The organism is Plantactinospora sp. WMMB782, assembly GCF_049179135.1.
Taxonomy (GTDB): domain Bacteria; phylum Actinomycetota; class Actinomycetes; order Mycobacteriales; family Micromonosporaceae; genus Plantactinospora.
On record NZ_JBMHMC010000007.1, the window covers coordinates 7,315,258 to 7,340,081 of the forward strand.

Here is a 24,824-nt window from a genome sequence, read left to right on the forward strand (position 1 = left end):
ACCGGCCTCCGCTCCAACTCCTGACCTCGCAGTAACGGCGCCCCTCCCGGTTTGGTCGGCAACGGGGGGCGCGGTAGCGACGACGACCACCTCGGCCCGGGGCGAACCGGTCGGCGTTAAGGTCGGTCAGGCCCTCGCTGCTTCCAGTACGTCTCGCACGGGGAACGCGGAATCGTTTGGACGACCTGCGGTGCCGAACCCGGATCGCCGATCGCGGCCAACAGGGCGGCGGACTGCAGAGGGCGCCGCCCCGCGGCAGCGGGAGCAGCCGACATCAAGGTATTCGGTAACGATCACCCTGCGACCGGCCACGAGTTCGCTGGCGCAGTCGAGCTGCCAGTGCTGTGACGTCACGCAGCCCTGGTTACTGGACCGTCGACATCCGGCCGTAGAGCTGCCAGTAGTAGTCGGGTTTAAAGCGGTTCGCCCCTTTGTTACCCGGCTGCTAAGTCTACGAGGGACACACACGCGTGGCTATCGACCAGTCGCAGGTTGTGTCGGCAGCCGTGTGCGGGGATTCTGTAGTACCAGAGTCTCGGCCACGGGAGGCTCCATGGCCAGTCCCGCACGTCGCCGCCAAGCACACCCTCGGGCTCCAAAGCTGCGTCTCGTCTCTGACCCGGTCTCAGATGCCGTCGCGGTTTTCGGTGAGCTAATCGCCGAGAAGCTCGGCCGGGGAGGCGATCAGGAGGATCAGCTGCGCGGTCCCCTCGAGCAGTTGTTGCGTCGGCTCGGCCGGCACGTAGGTGTGGATGCAGTCCCGTACGGCGAGGTGAGACTTCAAAAAATCCGCGCCCGACCGGACTTCGCAGTGGACGTAGGCGGAGTTCGGGTCGGGTATGTCGAGCTGAAAGCTCCTGGCCGTGGCGTGCCGACGACCTGGCGCCGGCCGGATAGGCGGGAACGAGAGCAGTGGGAGAAGCTGAAGGCGCTGCCGAACGTCCTCTACTCGGATGGCGTGACGTGGGCGCGATACAGCTACGGCGAACTCGCCGGTCCCGAGGTTCGGTTGGAAGGAGATCCGTTCGACATTCGGCGGCCTCTGCGGACTGACGGATCCGGGCTCGAGGCGCTCATCCAGCAGTTTCTGCTGTGGGAGCCGGAACAGCCCCGCACCCTTCCGCAACTGATCAACATGGTCGCCGGCCTCTGCCGGTTACTCCGAGACGAGGTGACGGCCATCCTGGGCGATCCCACCCGGGACGTAGCCCACGAGGAACTCTCCTTGCTCGCGGCCGACTGGCGCGACCTGCTCTTCCCTGACCTCGACGACCTCGGCTTCTCCGACGCGTATGCGCAGACAGTGACCTTCGCCCTGCTGCTCGCGCGGGTGGACGGGATTGCCTTCGAGCAGACGCCGCTTCACGAGATCGCCCGCCTGCTCGGCAAGAAGCACTCACTGATGGGCCGCGCGCTGGCCGTGCTGACGGACAACGAAGCTGCCGATGAACTGCGCATGATTCAAACTCTGCGCCGAGTGATCGGCTGCATCGACTGGAACGTGCTCGATGACGGGCGCACAGACGTCCACGCAGATCTCTATGAGCGGTTCCTCGCGGCATATGATCCAGCCCTGCGGCGACGCAGCGGCTCTTACTACACCCCGAAGCCGGTTGCCGCTGCCGTGGTCGACTTCGTCGATGAGATCCTCGCCGTCCGCTTCGACCGCTCCTGGGGCCTCGCAGCTGACGACGTGGTCGTGGTCGATCCGGCGATGGGCACCGGCACGTTCCTCGTCGAGGTGTTGCGATCCGTGTCGGACACCATTGACGAGAGACAGGGCAAGGGAGCGACGGCTCCCCGGCTCCGCTCGTTCTTCCAGGACCGTCTCGTCGGTTTCGAGATCCAGGCTGCGCCCTACGCCGTTGCCGAACTCCGCCTTCACCAGGCGATGAAGGCCGAGTTCAAGACTGAACTGCCGGCCTCTGAGGTGCGTTTTCTCACCGATGCGTTGGAGGACCCGGCCAAGCAGCAGGGTCGGCTGCGAGCCGCGTACCGCGTGCTCGAGCGGGCCCGGCAGGAGGCCAACCGCATCAAGCGGGACGTGCCGGTGATGGTGGTCATCGGTAACCCGCCACACGTCGAGAACAGCAGGGGCCGAGTTCCCTGGATCGAGGAACGCCGGAAGGTGCCCCTGCTGCCCGGCGCGTCATCCGGCCGTCCCTCGCTCGACGAGTTCCGCGTCCCCGGCGGCGGCAGGTACGAGTCGGACCTCTACGGCCTGCCGTGGTGCTTCTGGCGCTGGGCGCTCTGGAAGGCGTTCGAGGCCCACCCCACCCAGCCCCAAGGAATCGTCGCCTTCGTCACCCCATCGAGCTTCCTCAAGGGCAAGTCCTTCGAGGGTATGCGCGAGTATCTGCGGCGAACCTGCGACGAAGGCTGGATCATCGACCTGTCCCCGGAGGGAAACCGGCCCCAGCAGGACACCCGGGTGTTCGGCCCTGAGGTGGGGCGGCAGTTGTGCATCGCAGTGTTCGCACGCTACGGGCAGGGCAATCCAGACAGGGCGGCGATCATCCACCGCATCTCGCTGACCGGCACCAAGCAAGACAAGCTGGCCCGGCTGAGATCGCTGCGGCTTGCCGACCCGGAATGGGCGACTTGCCGCCCGGAGTGGCGTGCACCGTTTCTCGCCGGCTCCGGCACCGAGTGGGATAGTTATCCGAGCCTCAAAGACTTGTTCCCCGAATCGTCTCGCGGCGTCACCGCAGGGCGGACCTGGGTGTACGCCCCCGATCAGGAGACGCTTCAGCGGCGCTGGGCCACGTTCACACGGAGCGAGGAGGGTGCACGCCGGGAGATGTTGCCGGAGTCCCCCGATCGCACGATCGACAGCCTTGTCCGGCCCTTACCCGGCTCTCCTCCGGCAGAGGGGACCCTCGCGACCGAGACAGGAGCAGCGGCAGCACCGATCCGGGTCGCGTACCGGGCCTTTGACCGTCAGTGGCTGCTCCCGGACAGCCGACTGCTCGCCAGACCAAGGCCGCCGCTGTGGGCGGTTCGCTCACCCCAGCAGATCTACATGACCGAACAGAACAGCCAAGCGGTCGACAGTGGACCAGGGGTCGCGTTTACGCACCTCATCCCCGATATTCACCACTACAACGGACGAAGCGGCCGGGTCTTTCCGCTCTACTGTGACACTTCAACCCAAAGACCCAACGTCACATCCGGCCTTTGCGCTTTCCTGGGAGCCGTGCTCGGGCAGTCGGTCGCTCCGGCCGACGTGATGGCCTACGTTGCCGCTACCGTCGCGCATCGCGGCTACACCCAACGGTTCGCCCGCCAGCTCCAGCACCCCGGCGTACGAGTGCCCCTCACAGCCGACCCAAAACTCTGGACGGAAGCGGTGAACATTGGCAAAGAGGTCCTGTGGCTACACACCTTCGGCGACAGCACGGCCGATACTTCGACGACACGGCCGAGATTCGCAGACTTCGTCGAGGCCACAGGCCCACGGGTGGTTGCGGAGATACCAGACCGACCAGGTGAGCTGCCACAAACGATCGGCTACGACGCGGATCACCGGGCACTGCTGGTGGGTGAGGGGAAGATCGCTCCGGTCCACCCAGACATCTGGGAGTACGACGTTGGCGGCATGCGCACCGTGCGCCACTGGTTCAACTACCGATGCGCCCACCAGCGCCACCGACGCAGGTCGTCGATCCTTGACGAGGAGACGCCGCTGAGCTGGAGCAGCGCGTTCACCGACGAGTTGCTCGAGATCCTGGCCGTCCTGGAACGGTGCGTCGCAATCGAGCCGCAGCAGGCAGCTCTCCTGGACCACATTTGCGCCGGTCCGCTGGTCTCCACAGCCGGACTCACGGACGCTGCGGTGCTACCTCCGAACCGACCCAACAAGCTTGGTGTCACCGGCGATGAGACAACGCCGCGCCTGTTCTAAGCCCGGCGATTGCATCGGTGCCGGCGTGTGCGTGACAGGCAGGCGCTCGTGGGCGTGTCAGCGGCCGACGAGACTGTGTGACTGTCCGAAGTGGTTGCGGCGATTTTATGCCCGAGTGCGCCCGAGTACGCTGACCCGGCTGGACCGAGAGACTCAGGGTGGTTGTCATATGGAAGCAAAAGCGCTTACGCCGCGTGATCTGTTCGACGGCAAGGTGTGTCTTGAGATACCGCCGTTTCAGCGTCCCTACGTGTGGAACGAGGAGGACCAGTGGCAACCTCTGTGGGACGACCTCGAACGGGTGACAGCCGAGCTTCTGGCTGTGAACGATGACGAGGTCCGAGGCGATCGGCTTCCTGGCCACTTCCTCGGCGCGGTCGTGCTCAAACAATTGGCAAGCGCTGCCGGGGACCCGTCACGGTCTTCAGTCATCGATGGTCAGCAACGACTGACCACGTTGCAGATCTTGCTGGATGCAGCGCAAGTCGTACTGCTGGAGCACGGCGACGCCGAGGACGCCGAGTCACTTGAAGAACTGGTGCTCAACCCCTCAAATCGGTTCAAAAATACCCCGAAGAGGTTCAAGTTGTGGCCCTCTCGGGTCGACCGGTTGGCGTTTGAGCGAGTCATGGACGACGCCCTGACCGTGACACCCGAGTTATTCGAGAGCCGGATCGTCCAGGCGCACGCGTTCTTTCTCAAGGCGATCAAAGAGTGGGCCGAGGTCAGCGGCGATGTAGACAAGGCACGAGAACGGTTGACGGCTCTTGCGCAGGTGCTACAGGAGCATCTGCGGATCGTCGCCATCGATCTCAGCGACAACGACGACGACCAACTGATTTTCGAGACGTTGAATGGTCGCGGCACTCCGCTTCTGGCTGCGGACCACATCAAGAACTACATCTTCCAGCGTGGCGAGGACCTCCATGCGGACATCGATGCATGGGGCGACACGTACTGGCAAGACCTCGACGAGGACTGGTGGCGCGACCAGGTGGCACAGGGCCGCCTGTACCGATCGCGAATCGACCTGTTTCTGCAGTACTGGTTGACCATGCGGCTGCAGGACGAGATCGGCGCCGAAGATGTGTTTTCCCGCTTCCGCGGATACGCCAGCCGACACCTCACCACGCTGGTTAACGCCGAGGCGTTCCTGGGCGCGCTGCGACGAGACGCGGACAAGTTCCGCGATTTTGCCCAAATGGACCCGGAGACTGCCCGGGGTCGGTTCTATTCTCGGGTAGTCGAGGCTCTGGAGATCGGAGCCACCATCCCGCTCCTGCTGTGGCTCATAAGCGACAATCACGCTATACCGCCTGCGCAGGCCGACCGGGCACTCGCCGCAATGGAGAGCTGGACCGTCCGCAGGACGCTACTGCGAATGACGATGAAGGACGTCAACAAGCTCGTTGTTGCGCTCCTGAAGCATCTTGACAAGCAGAAGCGCGAAACCGCCGGCGACGCCGTGGTCGCCTTCCTAGCGCAACAGACGGCTGATGCCCGGATATGGCCCACCGACGACCAAGTAATCGCACAAGTGCCGCAGGTGCGCGCCTACGGCCAAATTCGCCAGCAGAGGCTGCGGGTCGTTCTATCAGCCATCGAGCGGCAGTGGCGTACGGAGCGCCACGAGAACGTTCCCTTGCCCGCTCGACTCGAGATCGAACACATCATGCCCCGCCAGTGGAGCACCTACTGGAGTAGTCCGGACACCGACGACCCGCAGCACGCGGCGCGGAGAAGCCACCTCGTGCACACCCTCGGCAACCTCACCCTCGTCACGCAGAAGCTCAACGGCACCCTATCAAACCGTCCGTGGACGGACAGCGAGATGGCAGCCGTACCAACAAAGGGAAAGGATGCAGGCAAAGGCAAGCGCTCTTTGCTAGCCCGTTTCAGTCTGCTCGTCCTTAACAAGAAAATAGTCGACGACCACGTGACCGAATGGACCGAGCAGGACATCCGCGAACGCAGCCAAGAACTCGCCAAGACGATCACGCTGATCTGGCCTCGGTCGGCGGCGCACTGAAGAGCCTTGTTATCCACAAGCCGACCCGGATTAGCGCGTGGTGATCGCCCGTCTGGTGCGGTTGCTATGGCATGCGGAGGTATCCGGCTCGGCAAAGGTTCACCGCGAGTAGGGGTAGGTTCGTCACAATCGTGGTCGAGCGCAGACGGCCGATATGCGCCCGCGAGCGCAGAGGACACCGGTGGCTGGAGCAGCGGAAAACGGTTTGGTGAGTCCGGGCAGCTACCGGCCATAATCAATCATCACGTCAGTGTCCGTGCGTGCCGTTGGTGGGGTTGCGGTATCGATCGCCCCTCGGACACGTTAACCCTCACCAAACCGTTCATTTTTCGAGCGGTTCGGGTGGGGGTCGCTGCTTCTGGCGTGGAATTCGTGCCGGCGACGGCTGCCGACCGAGAGTGTGATGGTGTCGGCGTCGCAGGTGATGGTGATCTGGTTCGCCCGCAGGTACGGGGCGGTAGCTCGCGCGTCGTCACGCGCTTCGGTCGTGCGGCGGCCGAGTTGCCGGTGCGATGTGAGCGAGGAGCAGGTCTTCGCGTAGGTACAGCGGCTTGGGCCGGCCGGGTAGGGCGGGCTGGCACTGGTGTGGCCGTGTCGGCACCGGTATCCGGGCCGTCCGTGTACCCGGTGCGCGTCGGCTCGGCGGCCACAGGCTCACGACCACCGGCAACGCAACAGCGCCGGCTCTGTTGTCCACGGGCGCACCATAGCCGGCCCGGCCAGGCGGCCGGGCCGGCGTGCTAACGGTGGGTTGGACCGGCTCGTCGTTCGTCGAGCCGGGTCACGGTCGTCAGGCGTTGGGGACGAGGTTGAACCGCTGGTTGGTGTTCCCGTGGCAGTCGTACAACTGCACCTGAGCGCCGTTGGCCGTGCTCCACACGTCCAGGCACCGCCCGGACTGCACACCACTGATCGTGCCGTTGGAGTTCACGTTCCACTGCTGGTTCGACTGGCCATGACAGCTGTAGATCTGCACGGCAGTACCGTTACCCGAACCAGCCGCGTCCAGACACATGTTGCCGTACACCTGCAGCTGCTTGTTCGACGTGTACGTCCACTGCTGTTGCACCTGCCCGGTGCAGTCGTACAACTGCACCCGAGTCCCGTTGGTACGCGACCCGTTCGGCACATCGACACACCGATTCGACTGCGCCCCGACAATCCGCGACGCCGAACCAGCCGGCGGCGTCGTCGGGTTCACCGGCGGGGTGGTCGGGTTGCCGGGCGGGGTGGTGGGGTTGCCGGGTGGGGTGGTGGGGGTGGTGGAGCCGAGTGAGGTGAAGAATCTCCAGATTTCTCCGGAGGTCCAGGTGCGGGAGTCGTTGGGGCTGGAGGATCCGTCGACGGGGCTGGGGGTGTGGTCTCCGTCGAAGGCGGCCCATTGCACGGGGTAGCCGGCGCGGCAGCCGGAGTAGACGGTGGTGATGTGCGTGAGGCTGCCGCGGGTTGGTTCGCGAGGGCTCTGGGCGGTGCAGCCGTTGTTGCGGACGAAGGTGTCGCGTAGTTGTCGGCCCATGGAGATGTTCAGGACGCTGTCGTAGATGCCGTGGATGCCGAAGTAGGGCACGGGTGTGGTGCCGCCGTTGCATCCGCTGAGTTGGGCGCCGGACAGGACGGCCACGGCGCGGATGATGGTGGGTCGGGCGCAGGCTACGGCGTAGCTCATGGCTCCGCCGTAGCTGAAGCCGAGGGCGAAGCGTTGGGTGGTGTCTACGCAGAGGTCGTTCTCGACCTGTGTGCGGATGTCGTCGAAGAGGGTGAGGTCACGGTTGTTGGTGTTGGCCCAGCCGGCGTCGAGGCCTTGGGGGGCGACGAAGATCGTGCTGTTGTTCGACAGCGGTTGGAGGCCGTAGTAGCCGGCGGAGGAGACGTTCTGGGCCGAGCCGTTGAGCCAGTGGAAGCCGAAGATGAGCCGGTACTGGCGGTTGCGGTCGTATCCGTCTGGGATTCGCAGGATGTAGCTGCGGTTCTGTCCGCCGCTGGAGATCGTGCGGGTGCCGTTGGTCAGGGTGGGGGCTTTGCCGCAGCCGGCGGTCGCCGCGAGGATGCCGTTCGTGGCGGCTGACGCCGCTCCGCCGAAGCCGCCGCTGAGCGCGCCGCCAGCCGCAACCACGACAAGGGCTGCCGCGGCCGCGATGGACGGGAGAAGGTACCTGTGTTTCGGCATTGCCTGGCTCCTTGCACTGTCGTCGTGGTCGGAGATCTGGGGACGGCCCGAGGCGGATGCTCTCGCCCGGACCGCAGGGTGATCCGGTGCTGCGGGGGCCGGGCGGGCTCGGCTGTGCGCCGAGCCCGCCCGTCCCCGCTTCACCTGAGCCGGAGCTGTGTCACGCCCATCAACGCTGCAGGGTCAGCAGACCCGGCCGGTACGGCAGCAGACCGTAGTCACCGCCGGAGCTGGGCGAGCGGCCCTGGTAGAGCAGTTGCAGGTTGCACGGGTCGACCGTGAAGGTCTGGTCGGCGCTGGTCCGGATCAGCTCACCGTGGCTGATGTCGTTGGTCCAGGTCGCGCCGCTGTTGGCCTTGCCCGCGAACGGGTTGCTCTCGGTCGCGGCCTGTGCCGTCCACGTACCGCCCAGGCTGGTGGCGGTGAACGACCGGAAGTAACGGCCGTTCGAGCCGATCGCCTCGACGAGCATGAGGTAGCGCTGCTGGCCCTGCAGCTTGTAGACCTGCACACCCTCGAAGAGGTTGTTCGTCGAGTCGGTCATGATCGTGGTGTAGTTCGAGCCGAAGCTGCCCGGGAAGTTCCCGATCGGCATGCTCGACCGGTAGACGCGACCGTTGTCACCGGTGAAGAACAGGTAGATGTTCTGGTCGTCGGCGATGAGGGTCTGGTCGATCGGGCCGGTGTTGGAGTTGGAGATGCTGGCGGTGGAGAGCGTCTGCGCCGACGACCAGCCGTTCGGGTTGGTCGGGTCGCTCGACGTCCGGTAGGAGAAGGCGGTGCCGCCCCACTGGTACGCCAGCACCCAGATGTTGCGCGGGGCGAAGTAGAACAGCGTCGGCGCCACGGTGGCGGAGTTCATCGCGTTCTGGCTGGCCGAGCCCATCTGGTTGAAGTTCGAGAAGAGGCCGAAGTTCATCGAACCCCAGCTCGTCCCGGTGTCGTGGGTGGTGGCGTAGACCAGGTGCTGGCCGTTGTACGGCGCGACGGTGAAGTCCTTCAGCGACACCCAGCCCGACCTCGGCTGCGCCAGCGCGCCCGTCGAGGTCCAGCGGTACGACGTCGGCAGGTTGCAGGTGGTACCCGGCGGCGTGGTCGGCGCGCCGGTCGTCGGGGCGGCGGTCGTCGGCACGGCGGTCGGTCCGCCGAGGGACCTGAGGCTGAACCGCTGGTTGGCGTTCCCGTGGCAGTCGTACAACTGCACCTGAGCGCCGTTGGCCGTGCTCCACACGTCCAGGCACCGCCCGGACTGCACACCACTGATCGTGCCGTTGGAGTTCACGTTCCACTGCTGGTTCGTCTGACCGTGGCAGCTGTAGATCTGCACGGCGGTACCGTTACCGGAACCCGCCGCGTCCAGACACATGTTGCCGTAGACCTGCAGCTGCTTGTTCGACGTGTACGTCCAGGACTGGTTCGCCCCCCGGTTGCAGTCGTACAAGGTCACCCGCGTGCCATTGCTGGTGGACGAGTTGGGCACGTCGATACACCGGCCCGACTGCTCGCCGACGATCTCGGCGGCGGAGCCGGGTGGGGCGGTGGGTCCCGGCGTGGTCGGGTTCGGCCCCGGCGTGGTGGGGTTCGGCCCCGGCGTGGTCGGGTTCGGGGTCGCGCTGTTCAGCGCGGCGAGCACCGCGTCGTACGCCGGCTTCTTGTTGCCACTGCCGTCGAAGAGCAACGGCCGCTCACCGGAGCGCCACGAGTCCGAGTCGCGGATACCCCACACCGTGATGCCGGTGCAGCGGGCCACCGCCAGGCAGTCGTTGACGGTGTTGCGGTACTGGTTCACGTCCGCGTTGGTGATGTCCAGCTCGGTGACCTGCACGTCGACGCCGAGGGCGGCGAAGCTGGACAGCGTGGTGCGGTAGTTGCTCGGGTAGCTGGAGCCGCCGGTGAAGTGCGTCTGGAAACCGACGCAGTCGATCGGCACGCCGCGCTGCTTGAAGTCGCGGACCATGTTGTAGACGCCCTGCGTCTTGGCCGCCGACCAGTTGTCGATGTTGTAGTCGTTGTAGCAGAGCTTGACGTTCGGGTCGGCCGCGTCGGCGGTGCGGAACGCCACCTCGATCCAGTCGTTACCGGTGCGCTGCAGGTTCGAGTCACGCCGGCCGCCACTGTTGCCGTCGGCGTACGCCTCGTTCACCACGTCCCAGGAGTCCAGCTTGCCCCGGTAGTGGGTCACCACATTGGTGATGTGGTCGATCATCGCCTGGCGCAGGGCGCTGCCGGACAGCGACTGCATCCAGCCCGGCTGCTGGGCGTGCCAGGCCAGGGTGTGCCCCTTGACCTTCATACCCCGCGACTGGGCGTGGCTGACCAGCCGGTCGCCGTTGGTGTAGTTGAACTGACCCCGGTTCGGCTGAAGCGCGTCGGGCTTCATCTCGTTCTCGGCCGTGACCTGGTTGAACTCACGGTTCAGGATCGTGCTGTAAGCGCTGTCGCCGAGTCTGCCCACGGCGACGGCGGTACCGAAGTACCGGCCGGACTGAGCGGCAGCGGCGCCGAGCGTGCTTGCGGCGGCCTGGGCGAGAGTGGGGAGCAGGGACACGACGAGGGCCGCGACGATCGCGGCCGCGCCGGGTATGGCGAGCGTTCTGAATCGACGACCGGCGGGACGGGTCCGGGGAATCACTGGTCCTCCTGCGATGGATGGAGCGCCTGCTAGCGGCGGACGAGATGATCGGTGGGTGAGCTGACGGTCACCGATCGATGTGAGCGCTAACAGGCTGATCGATGGAGCTAGATTTCCAAAAACTTTCAGCCATGGCAAGCGGTAGTTTCAGCGCCTTCTTGTAAGTTTCGGAGACGGAGCAGCCGACCAGACCTCACCGAGCGCATCAGCCAGGGACTCTCCAGGGTTGGCGGTGCCCGTCGCTTCCGGTCAGGCGGCTGGTGGTGCGGTACTCCCCCGGACGGTGCGAGCCGTGGCCAGCTCGAGCCCGATCTGTGCGGTCCGCTCTCCCCGCGCCAGAGCGAGCGCCAACTCGGTGGCGGTGGCGGCCATCTCGGCGAGCGGCTGGTGGACGGTGGTCGGCGGGAGGGTCGACAAGGGTGGCCAACGGCAGATCGTCGAAGCCCACCACGCCCAGGAGGACCGCGACTCGCGGCGTCCGATGGTCTGGTCAGCTCCGATGCGGTGTACGTGACGTCACGGGCGAACGTCAACGGCGCGATCCCACACGGAGACGAGTTCGTGCTGACCAGCAGCGAGTTCGACCGCAAGCCCGCCTGGCCCCACCGCGCCACCGTGGGCACCTCGCGGCAGTACAGCAGCGTCGCGGCGGGAGGACCCGAGGACCTCACCTACCAGCCGCAGGGCAAGCGGGCGTGGACACTCACCGAGTACGACAGGCAGCGCACCGTGTTCGGCATCCCACTGCCGTCGATCGGCGACGCCTGACCGCGTAGCCCGGTGCGCGCCGGACTCGCGTGGGCAGGCCACCACCCGCACGAGCCGGTGCGGTGCCTGGCGCGGTCGCTCCCTCTAGTGCCGCTGCGTGAGTGACAGCGAGGAACCGCGGACGACGAGGTCGGGGGCGAGCAGTACCCGGTGCGGTGGCCGGCGTTCACCGTTCAGGAGGCGGGAGATCATGAGTTCGACGGCAAGGCGGCCGACGTGGCTCTTCGGCGGCCGGACGGCCGTGATCGCGGGATCGGCCAGGTGGGCGATCTCGTCGTCGTAGGAGACGATCGCCAGGTCACCGGGGATGGCGATGCCCATCTCGGCACAGAACTGGGCGACCGCGATGGCGTGCGGATCGCTGTGCACGATCAGCGCCGTGGTCCCGGAAAGTCGGCATTCCCGCAGGATGCGGATAATGACGTCCCGCTGGCCGGGCGTCGTGACGGTTTCCTGCATGGCGAGGGCACCGGACGTGCTCGGGTCGGCGGCGGCTGTCCGCCAGGCGTGCCGGAGGTGGACCGAGGTCGGGCTGCCCTGCGCCACGACGAGCCCGATTCGTCGGTGCCCCTGCTGCCGGAGGTGGTAGATGGCGATTTCGAGGCCGACCGAGTGGTCGCTGCGCACCCACTCGAGGTGCCGGGTGCTCGGCGTCCACCGGCGTGGCTGGCGCTCGACGAGAATGGTCGGGACCGGCAGGTGTCCGATCCATTCCAGGATCTCGTCGGCGTCGTCGCCGTCCAGGCTCGGCGCCAGCAACAGACCCTGAACTTGTTGCGCCTCCACGAGACGGTCCATCTGGCGGCGGTCCTCGTCGGGGTCGTAGCTCGAACCGCGCAGCTGGATGCTGACGCCGAGCGCGGCGGCGGCGGCGCGCGCGCCGGCTACGACGGGTGGCCAGTAGAAGTCGAGCGACGGCACGACCATGCCGATGGTGTAGCGGAGCGGAGCCTGGCGGGGCTGGCTCAGGGTGTTGCTCTGGGGTGGCAGCGTAGCGCCGCCGTGGACCTTCGACACCAGGCCCCGTTCGGCGAGTGCGGCGATGTCGCGCCGGACGGTGAGCTCGCTGACGCCGAACTCGCGGGCGAGGTCGCGCACCCGTACCGCGCCCTGCCCGCGCAGTTCGGCGAGCAGGCGCTCCTGCCGCTGGGCGCTGAACAGCCGATCCGTTTCCACGCTGCGCACACTCCTATCGGCTCGGCGCGCAGGGCCGCAGTGTCGTCGGTCGCGCGGAAGACGTCCGGAACCATCGTCACAGGCCCAGGCGGCGCAGGGTCGGGACGGTCTGGCCGACCCAGGCCAGCTCGGCGTCCTCGCGGGCACCCTGGGTGCGCTGGCTGCCGGCCAGGAACCACAGGAAGTACGTGGTGTAGCCGGGTGCGCTGACGACGGTGTGGTAGCCCTCCGGCATCATCTGCATCACGTGCTCACGGATGGTGACGTTCTCCTCGTAGCCGTCGTCGGTGTAGACCCGGCTGATGCCGAACCCGTTCGGCGGGTTGACCCGGTAGTAGTACATCTCCTCGTGCGCCGCCTCGGCGGGCAGGTCGTCGATCCGGTGCCGGTGCGGCGGGTAGGTGCTCCAGTTTCCGGAGGGCGTGTAGGTCTCGCCGACGATGAGCCGGCGGGCGGGCAGGTCCGGTTGGCTGATCTCGGTGAGGATCTGGTGGTAGGTCCGACCGAAGTTGGCCGCTCCCCAGCGCCCGGTGGCGACCTGTTCCGGTGTGATGACGTACGGATCGGTGGCCAGGTCGCTTGGGGCGCTGGGCAGGGCGATCTCCACGTCGGTGACCGCCTCCACGATGATGGTGGAGCCTGCCGGGACATACACCGAGTGCGGCTTGCCGGAGAAGACGTCGGCACGCTGGCCGACCTGCGGGAAGTGGTGGTCGGCGACGGTGACGTTCGCGGTGCCGCCGAGAACGACCGCGAGGATCTCCCGGTCGCCGGACCCACCGGTCCAGGACTGGCCGGCCGACAGCTTCAGCAGGGTGAAGTCCAGTAGCCGGCAGGGATTGAAGGGCAGCGCGTTGTCGCCGTCGGCGGCGGGGATGACGCAGTGGTACCGGTAATTCATGATCGCCTTTCAGGATTCGTACGGATGGTGCGGGTCACCAGGGACTGGTCCAGCCGGGGGTGGTGGCGCGGGTGAGGGCCTCCAGGTAGAAGTAGTCGCCCCAGAGGTTGCCCTCGTCGACGCCGATACCCTTGGGCTTGTCGTAGACGCCGTGCAGGAGAAGGGCGTTCGACGCCGGATGGCCGTCACTGGCGTAGTTGTCCACCAGGGAACGCAGGATCCGGCGGGCCGCGTCTCGGTAGCCCTTCGCGCGGGCCGGGTCGGCGACGTTGCCGGCGAGCTCGGCCAGGCCGCAGGCGGCGATCGCGGCGGCGGAGCTGTCGCGCTCCTCGCCGCTGCCGTCGCCGAACTCCAGGTCCCAGTAGGCGACGTGGTCGGCCGGCAGCCGTGCGAGAAGGTGGTCCGCGCAGGTCGAGGCGGCGGCAAGCAGCGCGGGGTCACCGGTGTACCGGTGGTTCAGGGTGAAGCCGTAGATGCCCCACGCCTGTCCGCGGGCCCAGCAGGTGTGGTCCCCGTGGCCCTGTTCGGTCTCGCCGCGCAGCGGCGCGCCGGTCTCCGGGTCCCAGTAGAAGGTGTGGAAGGTGGTGCCGTCCGGACGCAGGATGTGCTCACGCAGTTGTGCCGTGTGCCGGCGGGCTGCCGTGGCGTAGCGGCCGTCGCCGGTGGTCTGGCTGGCCCAGTAGAGCAGCGGAGTGTTCATCAGGCTGTCGATGATGGTGCGGCCGCGTTGGCGGGGGTCAGCCAGGTCGCCCCAGGCCTGGATGATGCCGGCCGGTTCGAGGAAGCGGGTCATCAGGTGGTCTGCGGCGGCCAGGGCAGCCCTCCGGGCGCGCCGGTCGTCGGTGCGCCGGGCCGGCGTGACGCAGGCGAGGGTGTAGAGGAAACCGAGGTCGTGGGTATCCAGGTCGATGCCACCGTGCACCCGGTCGGCGAAGCTGTCGACATGTGCCAGGGCTGCTCTCAGGTGCTGTTCGTCGCCGGTCAGGTCGTGGGCGAGCCACAACATCCCGGGCCAGAAACTGGTCGTCCAGCCGACGTTGGCGCCCTCCGGCTGGCCGGCGGTCGGTGGCCGTAGCGGATAGCGGTTGGCGACGGTGGTGTCTGCCGGGTACCGCGTGCCGAAGCTGTCGATGTTCGCCTCGACGGTACGTATCGCGGCGGTGACCGCGGCCGCCATCGCTTCGGCGTCTGGGCTGGGACGGACGTCGGTCGCCGTCATGGATACTGTTCTCCCTCGTGTCTCCGGTCCGGTGCCGGGCAGGTGTTCCGTCGGCGTCCCGGCTCGACCGCCGGGAGGGTGCAGGCGCTCAGGTGCTCCGGGCCGCGGCCGTCGGTGGGTCGAGCGCGGCCCGCAGGCTGTACCGGCTGTTGGACCACACGACGTACAGCAGCGGCGCGGCCGCGACGCCGAGCGCTATCGCGGGACGGGCCACGAAGAGCTGTGCCAGCAGCGCCAGGACCAGCAGTGACGCGGCGGTGAGGTACCAACGGCGTACCGCCAGGTACGTGCACACACGGGCCACGTCGCGCAGCCGCGCGGCGGGCCGCTCGGCGATGGTCACCAGGCCGAGCAGCGCGATGGCGGCGGTGAGTACGGCAAGCACGGCGAGGATCGGCAGCGTGAGCGCGCCCACCCGGTGGCCCCACAGCGCGTACGCGTCGACACCGAGAACGACCAGGACCGCGGTTGCCGCGGCGGTCCAGAGGATGCCCCGGCGGGCGGTGGCCCGCCAGGTGCCGCCGAACGTGCGTAGCAGGCCGCGTGCCCCACCGGACGAGTAGTCGGACATGACCGCGAAGACGCCGCACAGGCCCGGCGCGCACAGCGGGGCGACCAGCGCGTACAGCGGCCAGGCCCGGGCGCCGTCGGTGGTGAGCGCGAGGGCCACCAGCGGCAGGCAGCCGAGCACCAGCAGCATGTTTCCGACCATTGCGGTGTAGCAGCCGTCGAAGACGGCGGCGATGGTGTCGTGACGCGGGCGCGGGATCATCGGTCAGCCCTTCAGTCCGGTGGTGGCGATGCCTTCGATGAAGTACCGCTGCCCGAGCAGGAAGATGACCGCCACCGGCAGTACGGACAGCACCGAGCCGGTCATGATGAGCGCGTACTCGGCGTTGTACTGGGAGATGAAGGTGTTGAGTCCCAGCTGGATGGTGCGTATGTCGGGGCTGCGCAGGTAGATCAATGGGCCGAGGTAGTCGTTCCAGGTGGTCACGAACGTCAGCAGGGCCAGGCTGGCCAGGGCGGGGCGGGACAGCGGCAGCATGATCCGTCGGTAGATGCCGAACTCGGTGAGCCCGTCCACCCGTGCGGACTCGCTCAGCTCCTCGGGGATCGTCTCGTAGAACTGCTTCATCAGGAACACGCCGAACGCGCCGAACGCCTGTATCGCGATGATCGACCAGAGGGTGTTCGACAGTTGCAGCTTCGACATGAGGATGAACTGCGGGATCATGTACGACTGCCACGGCACCGCGATGGTCCCGACGTACGCCAGGAAGAGCGCGTTGCGGCCGGGAAAGCGGACCCGGGCGAAGCCGTAGGCGGCGAAGCTGCCGGTCACCACCTGTAGGAGGGTGACGACCACCGACAGCAGCAGCGTGTTCCCCAACCACGTCGTCATGTCCGAGCGCTGCCAGATGTCGAGGTAGTTTCGCCACACCACGGGATCGGGAAGCCAGCTGATCGGGATGGTGAAGACGTCGTTGTTGGTCTTCAACGACGCCACCACCATCCAGTAGAACGGCAGCAGCAGACCGGCCGCCGCGAGCACGAGGACGGCGTACCCGACGAGCCGCCCGCCCCGGGACCGGACCGGTCGGCCGGGCCCGCCGCGGTTGTCGGGTGCGGCGACGGCCGGGGTGGGTAGGGAGAGGTCAGTCGCGGTCATCAGTTGTTCCTCCGCTTGTTGACCATGAACTGGACGACCGTGATGCCGAAGCAGATGGCGAACAGGACGACGGAGACCGCCGAGGCGTAGCCGAACTGGTTCTCCCCGAAGCCCTTCTGGTAGATGTACTGCGAGAGAACCAGTGTCGACTGGCCGGGTCCGCCGCCGGTCATCACGAGGATGAGGTCGAAGACCTTGAAACTTTCGATGGTCAGCAGCACGGTGACGAAGAAGGTGGTATGTCGCAGCCCGGGCAGGGTCACGTGCACGAACCGCTGCCACGGTGTGGCGCCGTCGGTCTCGGCCGCCTCGTAGAGCTGGGCCGGGATGGTCTGCAGCCCGGCCAGGAACAGCAGCATGTAGTAGCCCATGTACCGCCAGGTGCCGACGATGATGACCGCCGGCATCGACCAGGTCGACGACGTGGTCCAGCCCGGCGCACTGTCCACCCCGACGGCACCGAGGAGAGCGTTGATCGGGCCGTACTCCGGGCTGAACAGCTGGTTCCAGACGATCGCGATCGCCACGATCGAGGTGATGTAGGGAAAGAAGGCGACGGTGCGGAAGAACCGCACGCCGCGCAGTTTGCGGTTGAGCAGCAGCGCCAGCCCGAGTGACGCCGCGAGGGTCAGCGGGATGTGGAAGACGGTGTAGTAGACGGTGTTGCGCAGTGCGGTCCAGAAGCTCGCGTCGCCCCACATCCGCCGGAAGTTGGCGGTGCCGGTCCACTCGGCCACCCCGAAGACGTTCCAGTCGGTGAAGGCCACGTAGAACAGCACGACGACGGGCAGCAGGGTGAGCACGGCGAAGCCGACGAAGTTGGGAAGGATGAACGACCAGCCGGCGACCGTGTTGCGCGACACCAGCCGCCGGTTCCTGGGTCTCGTGCGCGGCAATGTTGCCATGGGCAGTCTCCGGGAGCGTTCGGCACGGTGGCGGGACCGGCGTGCGGCTGCGGCACGCCGGGGCCCGCCATCAGCTCACTGGTTGAGGACCTCGTTCTTGGCGCGGGCCTGCGCCTTGCTCAGCTCCGCGTCGACGCCCTTGTTGTCGGAGAGGATCGCCGAATGCGTCTCGTTGAGGAGGTTCTGCAGGCCGGCGGTGTGCTTCGACACCGGGTTCTCCGGCTTGACGGTGTGCTTGGCGTACGCGAACTTCGACAGGTCGTCCTGCGGTACGCCGTCCAGCCCGAACAGCGTCGCGGTGACCGCGTCGGTGACCTGGGCCGGGGTGATGCCGATTCCGGCCAACGCCTTGCCGGCGTCCGGGCCGGCCGCGTACCGGACGAAAGCCTTGGCCACGGCGACCTTCGACTTGTTGATCTTCGGATTGATGCCGAGCCCGGTCGGGTCGCCGAACGTGACCGGTGTGGCGGAGGTGCCGGTGGTGGACCTGTCGAACTGCGGCGCCGGAGCGATCCCCCACTCGAACTTGTCGGCGTCACCGCTCTGCCGCTGCTTGAGCAGCGTGGCCACGTACCAGGTGCCCATCAGCAGCATCGCCGACTGCTGCTTGCCGAACTGCGCCTGGTAGGTGAGTTTGTTGGTCGTCGCGGTGCCGAAGGCCGGCTGCGCGCCGGCCGCCTGCAGGTCCAGTGACCGCTCGTAGTACGGCTTCAGGTAGCCGAAGTCCCCGGAGAGCAGGTCCGCGTCGGGGGTCTGGGCGAGCGCGAATCCCTGCACGGTCGACTGGAAGGTGTGTTGGTACGCACCTGTCGCGTTCGAGCCGGCCCCCCTCAGCCCGGCGTGCAGTCGCTTCGTCGCGTCGACGTAGTCGTCCCAGGTCCAGCTGCCGTCCGGTGGCGTCACCTTCGCCTTCGCGAACAGGTCCTTGTTGTAGAACAGCACCCACGAGTCCTGCCGGTACGGCACCGCGTACGCCTTGCCGTCCACCTGGTACGACCCGAGCGCCGGAACCGAGCCGAGACCGGAGGTGACGTCGGAGACGTCGAGCAGCTGACCACCGCTCTGGTACGTGTAGAAGTTCTTGAGGTTCTTCATGACGTAGACGTCCGGGGCAGTGCCGGCGGCCAGGTCCGTGATCATCTGGGTGTCGTAGTCGTTGCCTGGGGCGTACTCCTTGAGCTCCACCGTCACGTTCGGGTGGCTCGCCTTGAAGCCGTCGGCGAGGGTCTTGAACTCCGGCGTGGAATTCAGGCTCCAACCCGCCATGGTGATCGTCACCGGGGCGTTGGGGTCGGCCGGCTCGTCCTCGCCGCCACAGCCGGCAAGGACGAGGGTCAGCGCCGTCACGGCACTGACGACACCCGATATTGCGCGCTTCATCCCTTACTCCTTAGGTCAGGGGCCTCGGACGGGCCCGGATTGCCACCAGGCCACTGGACCGCGGTCTTGGCCCGCCCGGTGTCCAGGCGGGTCACCGTGCTCGCCCCGCCCGGCCAGCCGACCGCCACGTCGAGACCGTCGGAATCCTCGCCCAGCACGACCCGGCACGCCTGCCGGGACGTGACCGCGCGGTTCCTGGTCAGCTCGGTGAGGCCGACGACCCACGCACCGGGCCGGACGGGGTGATCCACCCATGGCACCACCAGCCCGCCGGCCAGCGGCCCGCCATCGGGTACGCCCGTGGCGCCGGCCGTACCACCGCCGTACACGGCCTCCAGCCGGCTCGTCAGGCCCGCGCCGGTCACGCTGACCACGCCGCCGTCGAAGGCGGCCGTCGCATCGCCGGCAACGGCCCAACCACCGATCCGAAGGCGCAACCCGGCGGCGACGACGCCGTCGGCGAGGTCGTCGACCCGGACCAGGCGCAGCTCCCAGGGCCCGAGGACCAGCGAGTACACGGTGAGGTGCCCGGCCGGCCGGAACGTGCCCGTTCGGCCACCGCCGTGGTTGCGGTGGCCCGGGTCCGGATCCACCCAGTTGGCGAGGGTGCGCGAGCCGGCCACCCCCACGCCGTCGCCGTTGACGTGCACCGTCAGCAGGCGCATCCCGGTGCGATGGGTGGCCCGGCCCTCCTCGTCGACGAGAGTGACGGACTGGTCGAGCGGGTTGGCCCAGCCGCTCTCGTCGAGCACCGGACTGGTCGCGGTGGAGTAGCCGAGCCGGGCGTAGAGCGGCGAGTCGCCGGCGGCGGCGTTCTCGACGGCGTGGTCGGTGCCGTGGTTGATTACCCGGACGACGCCGTCGGCGCGGGTCGCCGAGACCAGCCAGCCGGGCGCACGGATGGCCCGGACGGCGTCGCGCCGCTCGACCGGCAGCGGCTCCTCAGGCGTCGTCCACACCGGATGGTCTTCGGGCAGGGCGATGCCGAGCAGCCCTTTGCTGGCCCAGTACGGCGAGCAGGGTCCCGAGTACGTCTGGGCCAGTTGGGGCCAGGGCCCGTGCCAGCCCATCGTGAGCAGACCCCGGTCATCGAAGGCGCCGTGGTCGATGAAGTGCCGCACGATGCCGGTGGCCGCGCGGCGCAGCTGGCCGAGGCTGACCGAGGGCACCCCCGCGAGCGCGCCGACCCAGAACGGAGCCGCGGCCGCGAATCGGTAGATCAGGCTCCGCCCCTGCAGCAGCGGCGACCCGTCCGCACCCACGAGCGCGACCGCGTCACGCAGGTACCGGTCGAGGCCGGCCAGATCCCGCTCCCGGCGCCCCCCGGCCAGTTCCTCCGCGCCGGCCATCCGCGCCCACAACGTCGGATAGACGTGCAGCGCCCAGCCCACGTAGTGGTCGTAGGCGCGCTCGGGCCCGTCGGACATCCAGCCGTCTGCGCGGGCGAACCCGTCATGGGTGGCCAGGTCCTCCGCCATCTCGTCCAGCGAGTGCGGCCCGCCCACCGAACGCAGGAACGTCTGCACGATGAGGCGGAACCAGACCCAGTTGATCTGCGGGTAGCTGGCGTCGCCGACCGCCGGGGCCAGGTAGTCCACCACCCGCTCCCGCACCTCGGATGAGAGCCGGTCCCAGATCCACGGACGGGTCATGTCGAGGACGAGCGCGAGGGAGGCGGCCTCGACCTTCGCCTGGGGGTGCTCGTCCAGCCGCACCCAGCGGTCCGCACACCTCGGGTCGGTACCGGCGGCGATTCCCGCCGCGTACCAGTCGGCAAGCTCTTCGACGCCCGCTCCTCGCGCACCGGCGACCCGGAAACCAGTCAGCAGAAACGTCCGGGCGAACCCCTCCAGGCCGTCGACGGCTCCACCGTAGCCACCCTCCCGGCCAGGAACGACGACCAGTGCGTGGCCGGGCGACGCGAACGGCCGAACGGCCGCGAGCATCCGGTCAGCCAGCGCCAACCAGTCCCCCCGGTTCCAGCTCCCGGCGGTGCTGGCATCCCGGCCCGGCGCGGACGCCGGCTCGCCGGTCCCGCCAACCATCAGCCGCGGTCCCGTAGCATCGATCAGCCTCCATGAAATGTCTCGGGGCGGCGCGTCGCTCCCAGGTGTGACGCGGAGGCGATGGCCAGGTTTCCGAAGTAAAACGCTCGCAACAGAACAAGTCAATGCCCTTATCGAGCCATGACGAGCACATCCGATCAAAAGAGCGCAGGTTGTCACGTCCGACTGGCGCCGAAATTCTCCGTGGGTGTCCACCAGCGGCGACGGAAGTCCTCTGGATACGGCGCCGCTCGCTCCATCTCCGATCTTGCCCGCGCCACCGGCCCGGCGCAGAACGCTCTGATACGATCACGATCGCTCACAGTTGCTCTATCTTCGAGGAGTCATGGCCACAGTTGACCGCTTCGCCGGCCCGCTCGCCTCGGCCTGGCCGGATGTCGGTGCCGCCTGGCTCGAAAGGCTGCTCCTGCCGCCGGAGCTGGCCCTGCCGGTGCCCTCGGCGCCGCAGCGCGGCGCCTGGGCCGAACCGCACGTGCCCGGGCCGACGTTCGGCCCGGACCGGTACGGCAAGTGGGCCATGCGGAGCACCTGGCACGACGTCCCGCACGTACGCGCCACCGGCCAGGCCTTCGCCGCCCGCGACGTCACCCACGCCGCCCCCGACACCAGGGCCGGGGCCGCCATGGAGATCGCCGCCGCGTACCAGCCCGGGCCTGCGGCACTGGTGGCGCACCGCCCGGCTGGAACGGCACCGCAGGCGTCTCGTGGTCGTCGACGCCCGGGAACTCGATCCGGCCACCGAGCCGCTGCCGACCCACGTCCACCTGCTCGTCGCCGGCCGGGTGCGCCGCGGTTGCACCGGCGCGCGATCGACGTCACCGCGTTCGGACCAGCCGGCGAGTTCGTCCTCACCCCGGAGGAGCTCGCGCCGCACGAAGCGTTCCTCGGAGGTGCACCATGACCAAGGACAGTCCCGCCGCCGGCGCGGCGGAGGCCCGCGGACCGCTGCAGGTCGCCCGCCGCCAGCAACTGCTGGAGGCGCTGCAACGCGACGGGGCGATGCGCGTCTCCGACCTGTCCCAGGCGCTCGGCGCCGCGCCCGTCACCATCCGCCGCGACATCGCCCAGCTCGCCGCCGAAGGTTTGGTCAACCGGGTCCACGGTGGGGTCGCGCTGATCACGCCGGAGGACACCCCGACCGTCGACGAGGCACCCGGCTCGGGCCTCGATCCGCTGGACGGGCGCACGCTCGGCATGCTGGTGCCCTCGCTGGACTACTACTGGCCGGACGTGGCCCGCGGTGCCGAGGAGGCCGCCCGCGAGCTCGACATGCGCGTGGTGCTGCGCGGCTCCTCGTACGACACCGAGGACGACAAGCCCCAGCTCGCCCGGTTCGTGGAACGGATGGCCGTCGACGGACTGATCATCGCGCCGCGGATGGACGCGCCCACCTCCGAGCGCACGATCGGGTGGCTCGACCAGCTCGGCTTCCCGGTCGTCCTGCTGGAGCGCACCGCCACGGTGGGCAGCCACCACGCCGTGATGGAGTCTGTGGTCACCGACCACGCGCTCGGCGCGGCCATGGCGGTGCGGCACCTCACCTCCCTCGGGCACCGCAAGGTCGGCCTCGTGGTCGCCGCCAACAGCCCCACCAGCCGGCATGTGCGGCGCGGCTGGCTCGACGCCACGGTGGAGTGCGGCCTGGACCCGGACGCCACCATCGCGGCCGCGGTGCCGGACGCCCGCGCAGCGGAGCGCGACGCCGCGCTCGACGCCGTCCTCCACCAGTGTCAGGTGACCGGCACCACCGCGCTGCTGGTGCACGCCGACCCCGAGGCGATCGCGCTGGTCCAGCGCTGCGAGGAACGGCACCTGGCGGTGCCCGGCGATCTCTCCATCGTGGCGTACGACGACGAGGTCGCCGAGCTGTTCAGCCCACCGCTGACCGCGGTCCGGCCGCCCCGGCGCTCCATCGGCCGCGCCGCCGTGCGCCTGGTCGCCGACCGGCTCACCGACCCCGAGCGCCCTGCACACCGGATCGTCATCAGCCCGTCCCTGCGGGTACGCGAATCGACCGCCCCGCCGCGCGCCTGAGGTACGGCCCGGGCCGGGACCGCACCTCAGGCGCGGCCCCGACCCGGACGGCGCCGGGCGGCACCTCGCCCGGCGGCGCGGCGTGGTCCAGCCGAACCCGCCGAGCGGCGGCCGGACCACCGGGCTGCCCGTTGCCGCGGAGGCGAGCTGCCTGTTGCCGCGGAGGCGAGCACCGCGTCGGTACGGCGATCCGTGATCAGGTCGAGACGATCGTCAGACGGCCGTGCGTGACCACTGCTGGTTGGTGCCGGTGTTGCACGGATACTGCTTGAGGATCACGCCGTCCGCGGTCGATGCGGACGGCACGTCCACGCACTTGCTGCTGTGTCGTGCCCGGAGCTGGAAGTAGCTGCCGTTGGCGACCATCTGGAACTGCTGGTTGGTGCCGGTGCCACAGGTGTACTGGATGAGCTCGGCACCGTCCGCGGTGGAAGCGCCCAGCACATCGAGGCACTTTCCGCTGTGCAGGCTGATGACGCGCCAGTAGCCGCCGCCGGCGTCCTGGAACCGCCACTTCTGCCACGCGCTGCCGCTGTACGTGTACTGGCCGACGCGCGCGCCGTTGTCGGTGTTCGGCGACTGGACATCCATCGCCTTGCCGCTGTGCCGCACGTCGACCCGGTAGACCGTGCCGGTCGCGGGCGGAGGCGTCGTGGGGCCGCCGATGGTGTCGCCCCAGGCGTACCGGACCCGGTCGGCGCCGGAGGTGTTGCGGATGGTCAGGTTGAGGTTGGTGCCGCTGCCGCTGAGGGCGAACATCGAGTACCAGTCGTAGCCTATGCTGCCGGTCTTGCCACCGAGAGCGGGCCAGTAGGTGCCGCCCATCTGGTTGTCGCGCATGACCTGGGCCATGGCGCGGATGTAGCGCACGAAGTTGTCGGTGCTGCCCGCGTCGGCGTAGTTGCGGCCGTCGTTCATGGGCGCTCCGAACTCGGTCGCGATCGCGCGGGAAGCGCAGTTGCCGAGACGGGCCTGGATGTGGCTGCGGAAGGCGTCGTAGGTCATCGCGCCGTAGAAGAAGGCGTAGTAGTGGAAGGACAGCAGCGTCGAGTCGAAGCGGCTGTCGTTGCAGATGTCGCGCAGGTCCTGGCTGAAGCCGGTGCCGCCGATCAGCACCCGGCTGGGCACCGCCGAGTAGTGGTAGCTGAGCCAGTTCGCCGCGACGTTGCGCCACTCCGCCGAGCTGTAGCCGTGCGGCTCGTTCATCGGCTCGAAGTAGACGTTGGCGTCCGAGCCGTAGGTGTTGGTCACCGTGGACCACATCGTGTTCCACGCGGACAGGTTCGTGATCCTGCCGCCGGAGGCGGCACCGTCCTCCCAGTAGGCGAGGATGACCTTGAAGCCGCGGGCGGTGGCCGCGTCGATGGCGCCTCGGTACGCCTCCCACCAGGCCGTCCCCACCGTGTGGGTGTTGATGGGCAGTCGGACGGTGTTGACCCCCATGGTGGACGCCATGTCATCGTAGAGGGCGTTGGCCTTGGCCCGAACCGTCGCGTTGCTGTCGGACGAGCTCAGGCCCTGTACGACGAGGGGGACGGTCTTGAAGTTGTCACCCAGCACGGCCCAGTTCATGCCCCGGAACTGGTTGGTGGCGGCGGTGGCCGGCGACGACGTGACGACGACGCTGACCGTCGCCGCCACCGCCGTCGCCAGGGCGATCAGCAGCCCGCGAATCAGCCGGGCACGCCGCGACGGCCGTGATCCGTAACCGTCAGACGACGTGGTCCATGCCGTGGGATATCCCATCACTAGATCTGACCTCTCTGGTTCGGACATCGGACTGATGTCGTCTCCGTTACATCGGTAACGGAACCGCCAACGGGGCACCAGCATTCGAACCCACACGTTCAGGAACATTCGGATTCGTACACAGGGTTGTCGGGGTTCAGCATGTCCGGCGGAACGTGGCGTCGGCCTCTCGACCGGTGCTTGAGCTGGTTGTGGTCGGCCTCGATCGGATTGTTGGCGTAC

The 24,824-nt window shown here is 68.1% G+C and carries 17 protein-coding genes; 5 read left to right on the top strand and 12 right to left on the bottom strand.

What is annotated here, in order from left to right:
- Nucleotides 1-553 precede the first annotated feature (553 nt).
- Nucleotides 554-3,904 carry a type ISP restriction/modification enzyme gene (locus ACN28A_RS34695; protein ID WP_421402734.1) on the top strand — a complete coding sequence of 1,117 codons (3,351 nt, stop codon included), beginning with the start codon at nucleotides 554-556 and terminating at the stop codon, nucleotides 3,902-3,904.
- Between the two features lie 169 nt (nucleotides 3,905-4,073).
- Nucleotides 4,074-5,933 carry a DUF262 domain-containing protein gene (locus ACN28A_RS34700; RefSeq protein WP_421402736.1) on the top strand — a complete coding sequence of 620 codons (1,860 nt, stop codon included), beginning with the start codon at nucleotides 4,074-4,076 and terminating at the stop codon, nucleotides 5,931-5,933.
- Nucleotides 5,934-6,723: 790 nt separating this feature from the next.
- Here ACN28A_RS34700 and ACN28A_RS34705 read toward each other — a convergent pair.
- From ACN28A_RS34705 to ACN28A_RS34715, 3 genes are all read right to left on the bottom strand, one after another.
- On the bottom strand, nucleotides 6,724-8,100 hold the full coding sequence (locus ACN28A_RS34705) for a ricin-type beta-trefoil lectin domain protein (protein WP_421402738.1): 1,377 nt from the start codon (nucleotides 8,098-8,100) through the stop codon (nucleotides 6,724-6,726).
- Nucleotides 8,101-8,269: 169 nt separating this feature from the next.
- Nucleotides 8,270-10,732 carry a non-reducing end alpha-L-arabinofuranosidase family hydrolase gene (locus ACN28A_RS34710; protein ID WP_421402740.1) on the bottom strand — a complete coding sequence of 821 codons (2,463 nt, stop codon included), beginning with the start codon at nucleotides 10,730-10,732 and terminating at the stop codon, nucleotides 8,270-8,272.
- 249 nt (nucleotides 10,733-10,981) lie between these two features.
- Nucleotides 10,982-11,149 (bottom strand): hypothetical protein, encoded by a 168-nt coding sequence (locus tag ACN28A_RS34715; protein ID WP_421402742.1) that lies wholly within the window; start codon nucleotides 11,147-11,149, stop codon nucleotides 10,982-10,984.
- Between the two features lie 87 nt (nucleotides 11,150-11,236).
- Here ACN28A_RS34715 and ACN28A_RS34720 point away from each other — a divergent pair, with 87 nt between their 5' ends.
- Nucleotides 11,237-11,500 carry a hypothetical protein gene (locus ACN28A_RS34720; protein WP_421402744.1) on the top strand — a complete coding sequence of 88 codons (264 nt, stop codon included), beginning with the start codon at nucleotides 11,237-11,239 and terminating at the stop codon, nucleotides 11,498-11,500.
- Between the two features lie 84 nt (nucleotides 11,501-11,584).
- On the opposite strand, the gene ACN28A_RS34725 is transcribed toward ACN28A_RS34720, so the two are convergent.
- The 8 genes from ACN28A_RS34725 to ACN28A_RS34760 all read right to left on the bottom strand — a co-directional run bounded on the left by ACN28A_RS34725 (nucleotide 11,585) and on the right by ACN28A_RS34760 (nucleotide 20,798).
- Nucleotides 11,585-12,676, bottom strand: a complete 1,092-nt coding sequence (locus ACN28A_RS34725) for a LacI family DNA-binding transcriptional regulator (protein ID WP_421402746.1) — start codon at nucleotides 12,674-12,676, stop codon at nucleotides 11,585-11,587.
- Nucleotides 12,677-12,752: 76 nt separating this feature from the next.
- The gene (iolB, locus tag ACN28A_RS34730) at nucleotides 12,753-13,577 is read right to left on the bottom strand and encodes a 5-deoxy-glucuronate isomerase (protein ID WP_421402748.1); all 825 of its coding nucleotides are present in this window, start codon (nucleotides 13,575-13,577) and stop codon (nucleotides 12,753-12,755) included.
- 34 nt (nucleotides 13,578-13,611) lie between these two features.
- Nucleotides 13,612-14,796: a glycoside hydrolase family 88 protein gene (locus ACN28A_RS34735; RefSeq protein ID WP_421402750.1), complete on the bottom strand. Its 1,185-nt coding sequence runs from the start codon at nucleotides 14,794-14,796 to the stop codon at nucleotides 13,612-13,614.
- Between the two features lie 88 nt (nucleotides 14,797-14,884).
- On the bottom strand, nucleotides 14,885-15,568 hold the full coding sequence (locus tag ACN28A_RS34740) for a hypothetical protein (protein WP_421402752.1): 684 nt from the start codon (nucleotides 15,566-15,568) through the stop codon (nucleotides 14,885-14,887).
- Nucleotides 15,569-15,571: 3 nt separating this feature from the next.
- Entirely contained in the window at nucleotides 15,572-16,468 is an 897-nt protein-coding gene (locus ACN28A_RS34745; RefSeq protein WP_421402754.1) for a carbohydrate ABC transporter permease, read from the bottom strand.
- Nucleotides 16,468-17,331: a carbohydrate ABC transporter permease gene (locus tag ACN28A_RS34750; protein ID WP_421402756.1), complete on the bottom strand. Its 864-nt coding sequence runs from the start codon at nucleotides 17,329-17,331 to the stop codon at nucleotides 16,468-16,470. Before ACN28A_RS34750 ends, ACN28A_RS34745 begins: the two co-directional genes overlap by 1 nt.
- 117 nt (nucleotides 17,332-17,448) lie before the next feature.
- The gene (locus ACN28A_RS34755) at nucleotides 17,449-18,753 is read right to left on the bottom strand and encodes an ABC transporter substrate-binding protein (RefSeq protein WP_421402758.1); all 1,305 of its coding nucleotides are present in this window, start codon (nucleotides 18,751-18,753) and stop codon (nucleotides 17,449-17,451) included.
- Nucleotides 18,750-20,798: a DUF2264 domain-containing protein gene (locus tag ACN28A_RS34760; RefSeq protein ID WP_421402760.1), complete on the bottom strand. Its 2,049-nt coding sequence runs from the start codon at nucleotides 20,796-20,798 to the stop codon at nucleotides 18,750-18,752. Before ACN28A_RS34760 ends, ACN28A_RS34755 begins: the two co-directional genes overlap by 4 nt.
- Nucleotides 20,799-21,144: 346 nt before the next feature.
- On the opposite strand from ACN28A_RS34760, the gene ACN28A_RS34765 reads away from it, so the two are divergent.
- Entirely contained in the window at nucleotides 21,145-21,720 is a 576-nt protein-coding gene (locus ACN28A_RS34765) for a hypothetical protein (RefSeq protein WP_421402761.1), read from the top strand.
- Nucleotides 21,717-22,853, top strand: coding sequence for a substrate-binding domain-containing protein (locus ACN28A_RS34770; protein ID WP_421402763.1), 1,137 nt, complete (start codon nucleotides 21,717-21,719; stop codon nucleotides 22,851-22,853). The genes ACN28A_RS34765 and ACN28A_RS34770 overlap by 4 nt, the downstream gene beginning before the upstream one ends.
- 213 nt (nucleotides 22,854-23,066) lie before the next feature.
- Here the strand turns inward: ACN28A_RS34770 and ACN28A_RS34775 are convergent, their stop codons facing one another.
- On the bottom strand, nucleotides 23,067-24,599 hold the full coding sequence (locus ACN28A_RS34775) for an RICIN domain-containing protein (protein WP_421402765.1): 1,533 nt from the start codon (nucleotides 24,597-24,599) through the stop codon (nucleotides 23,067-23,069).
- Nucleotides 24,600-24,824 lie beyond the last annotated feature (225 nt).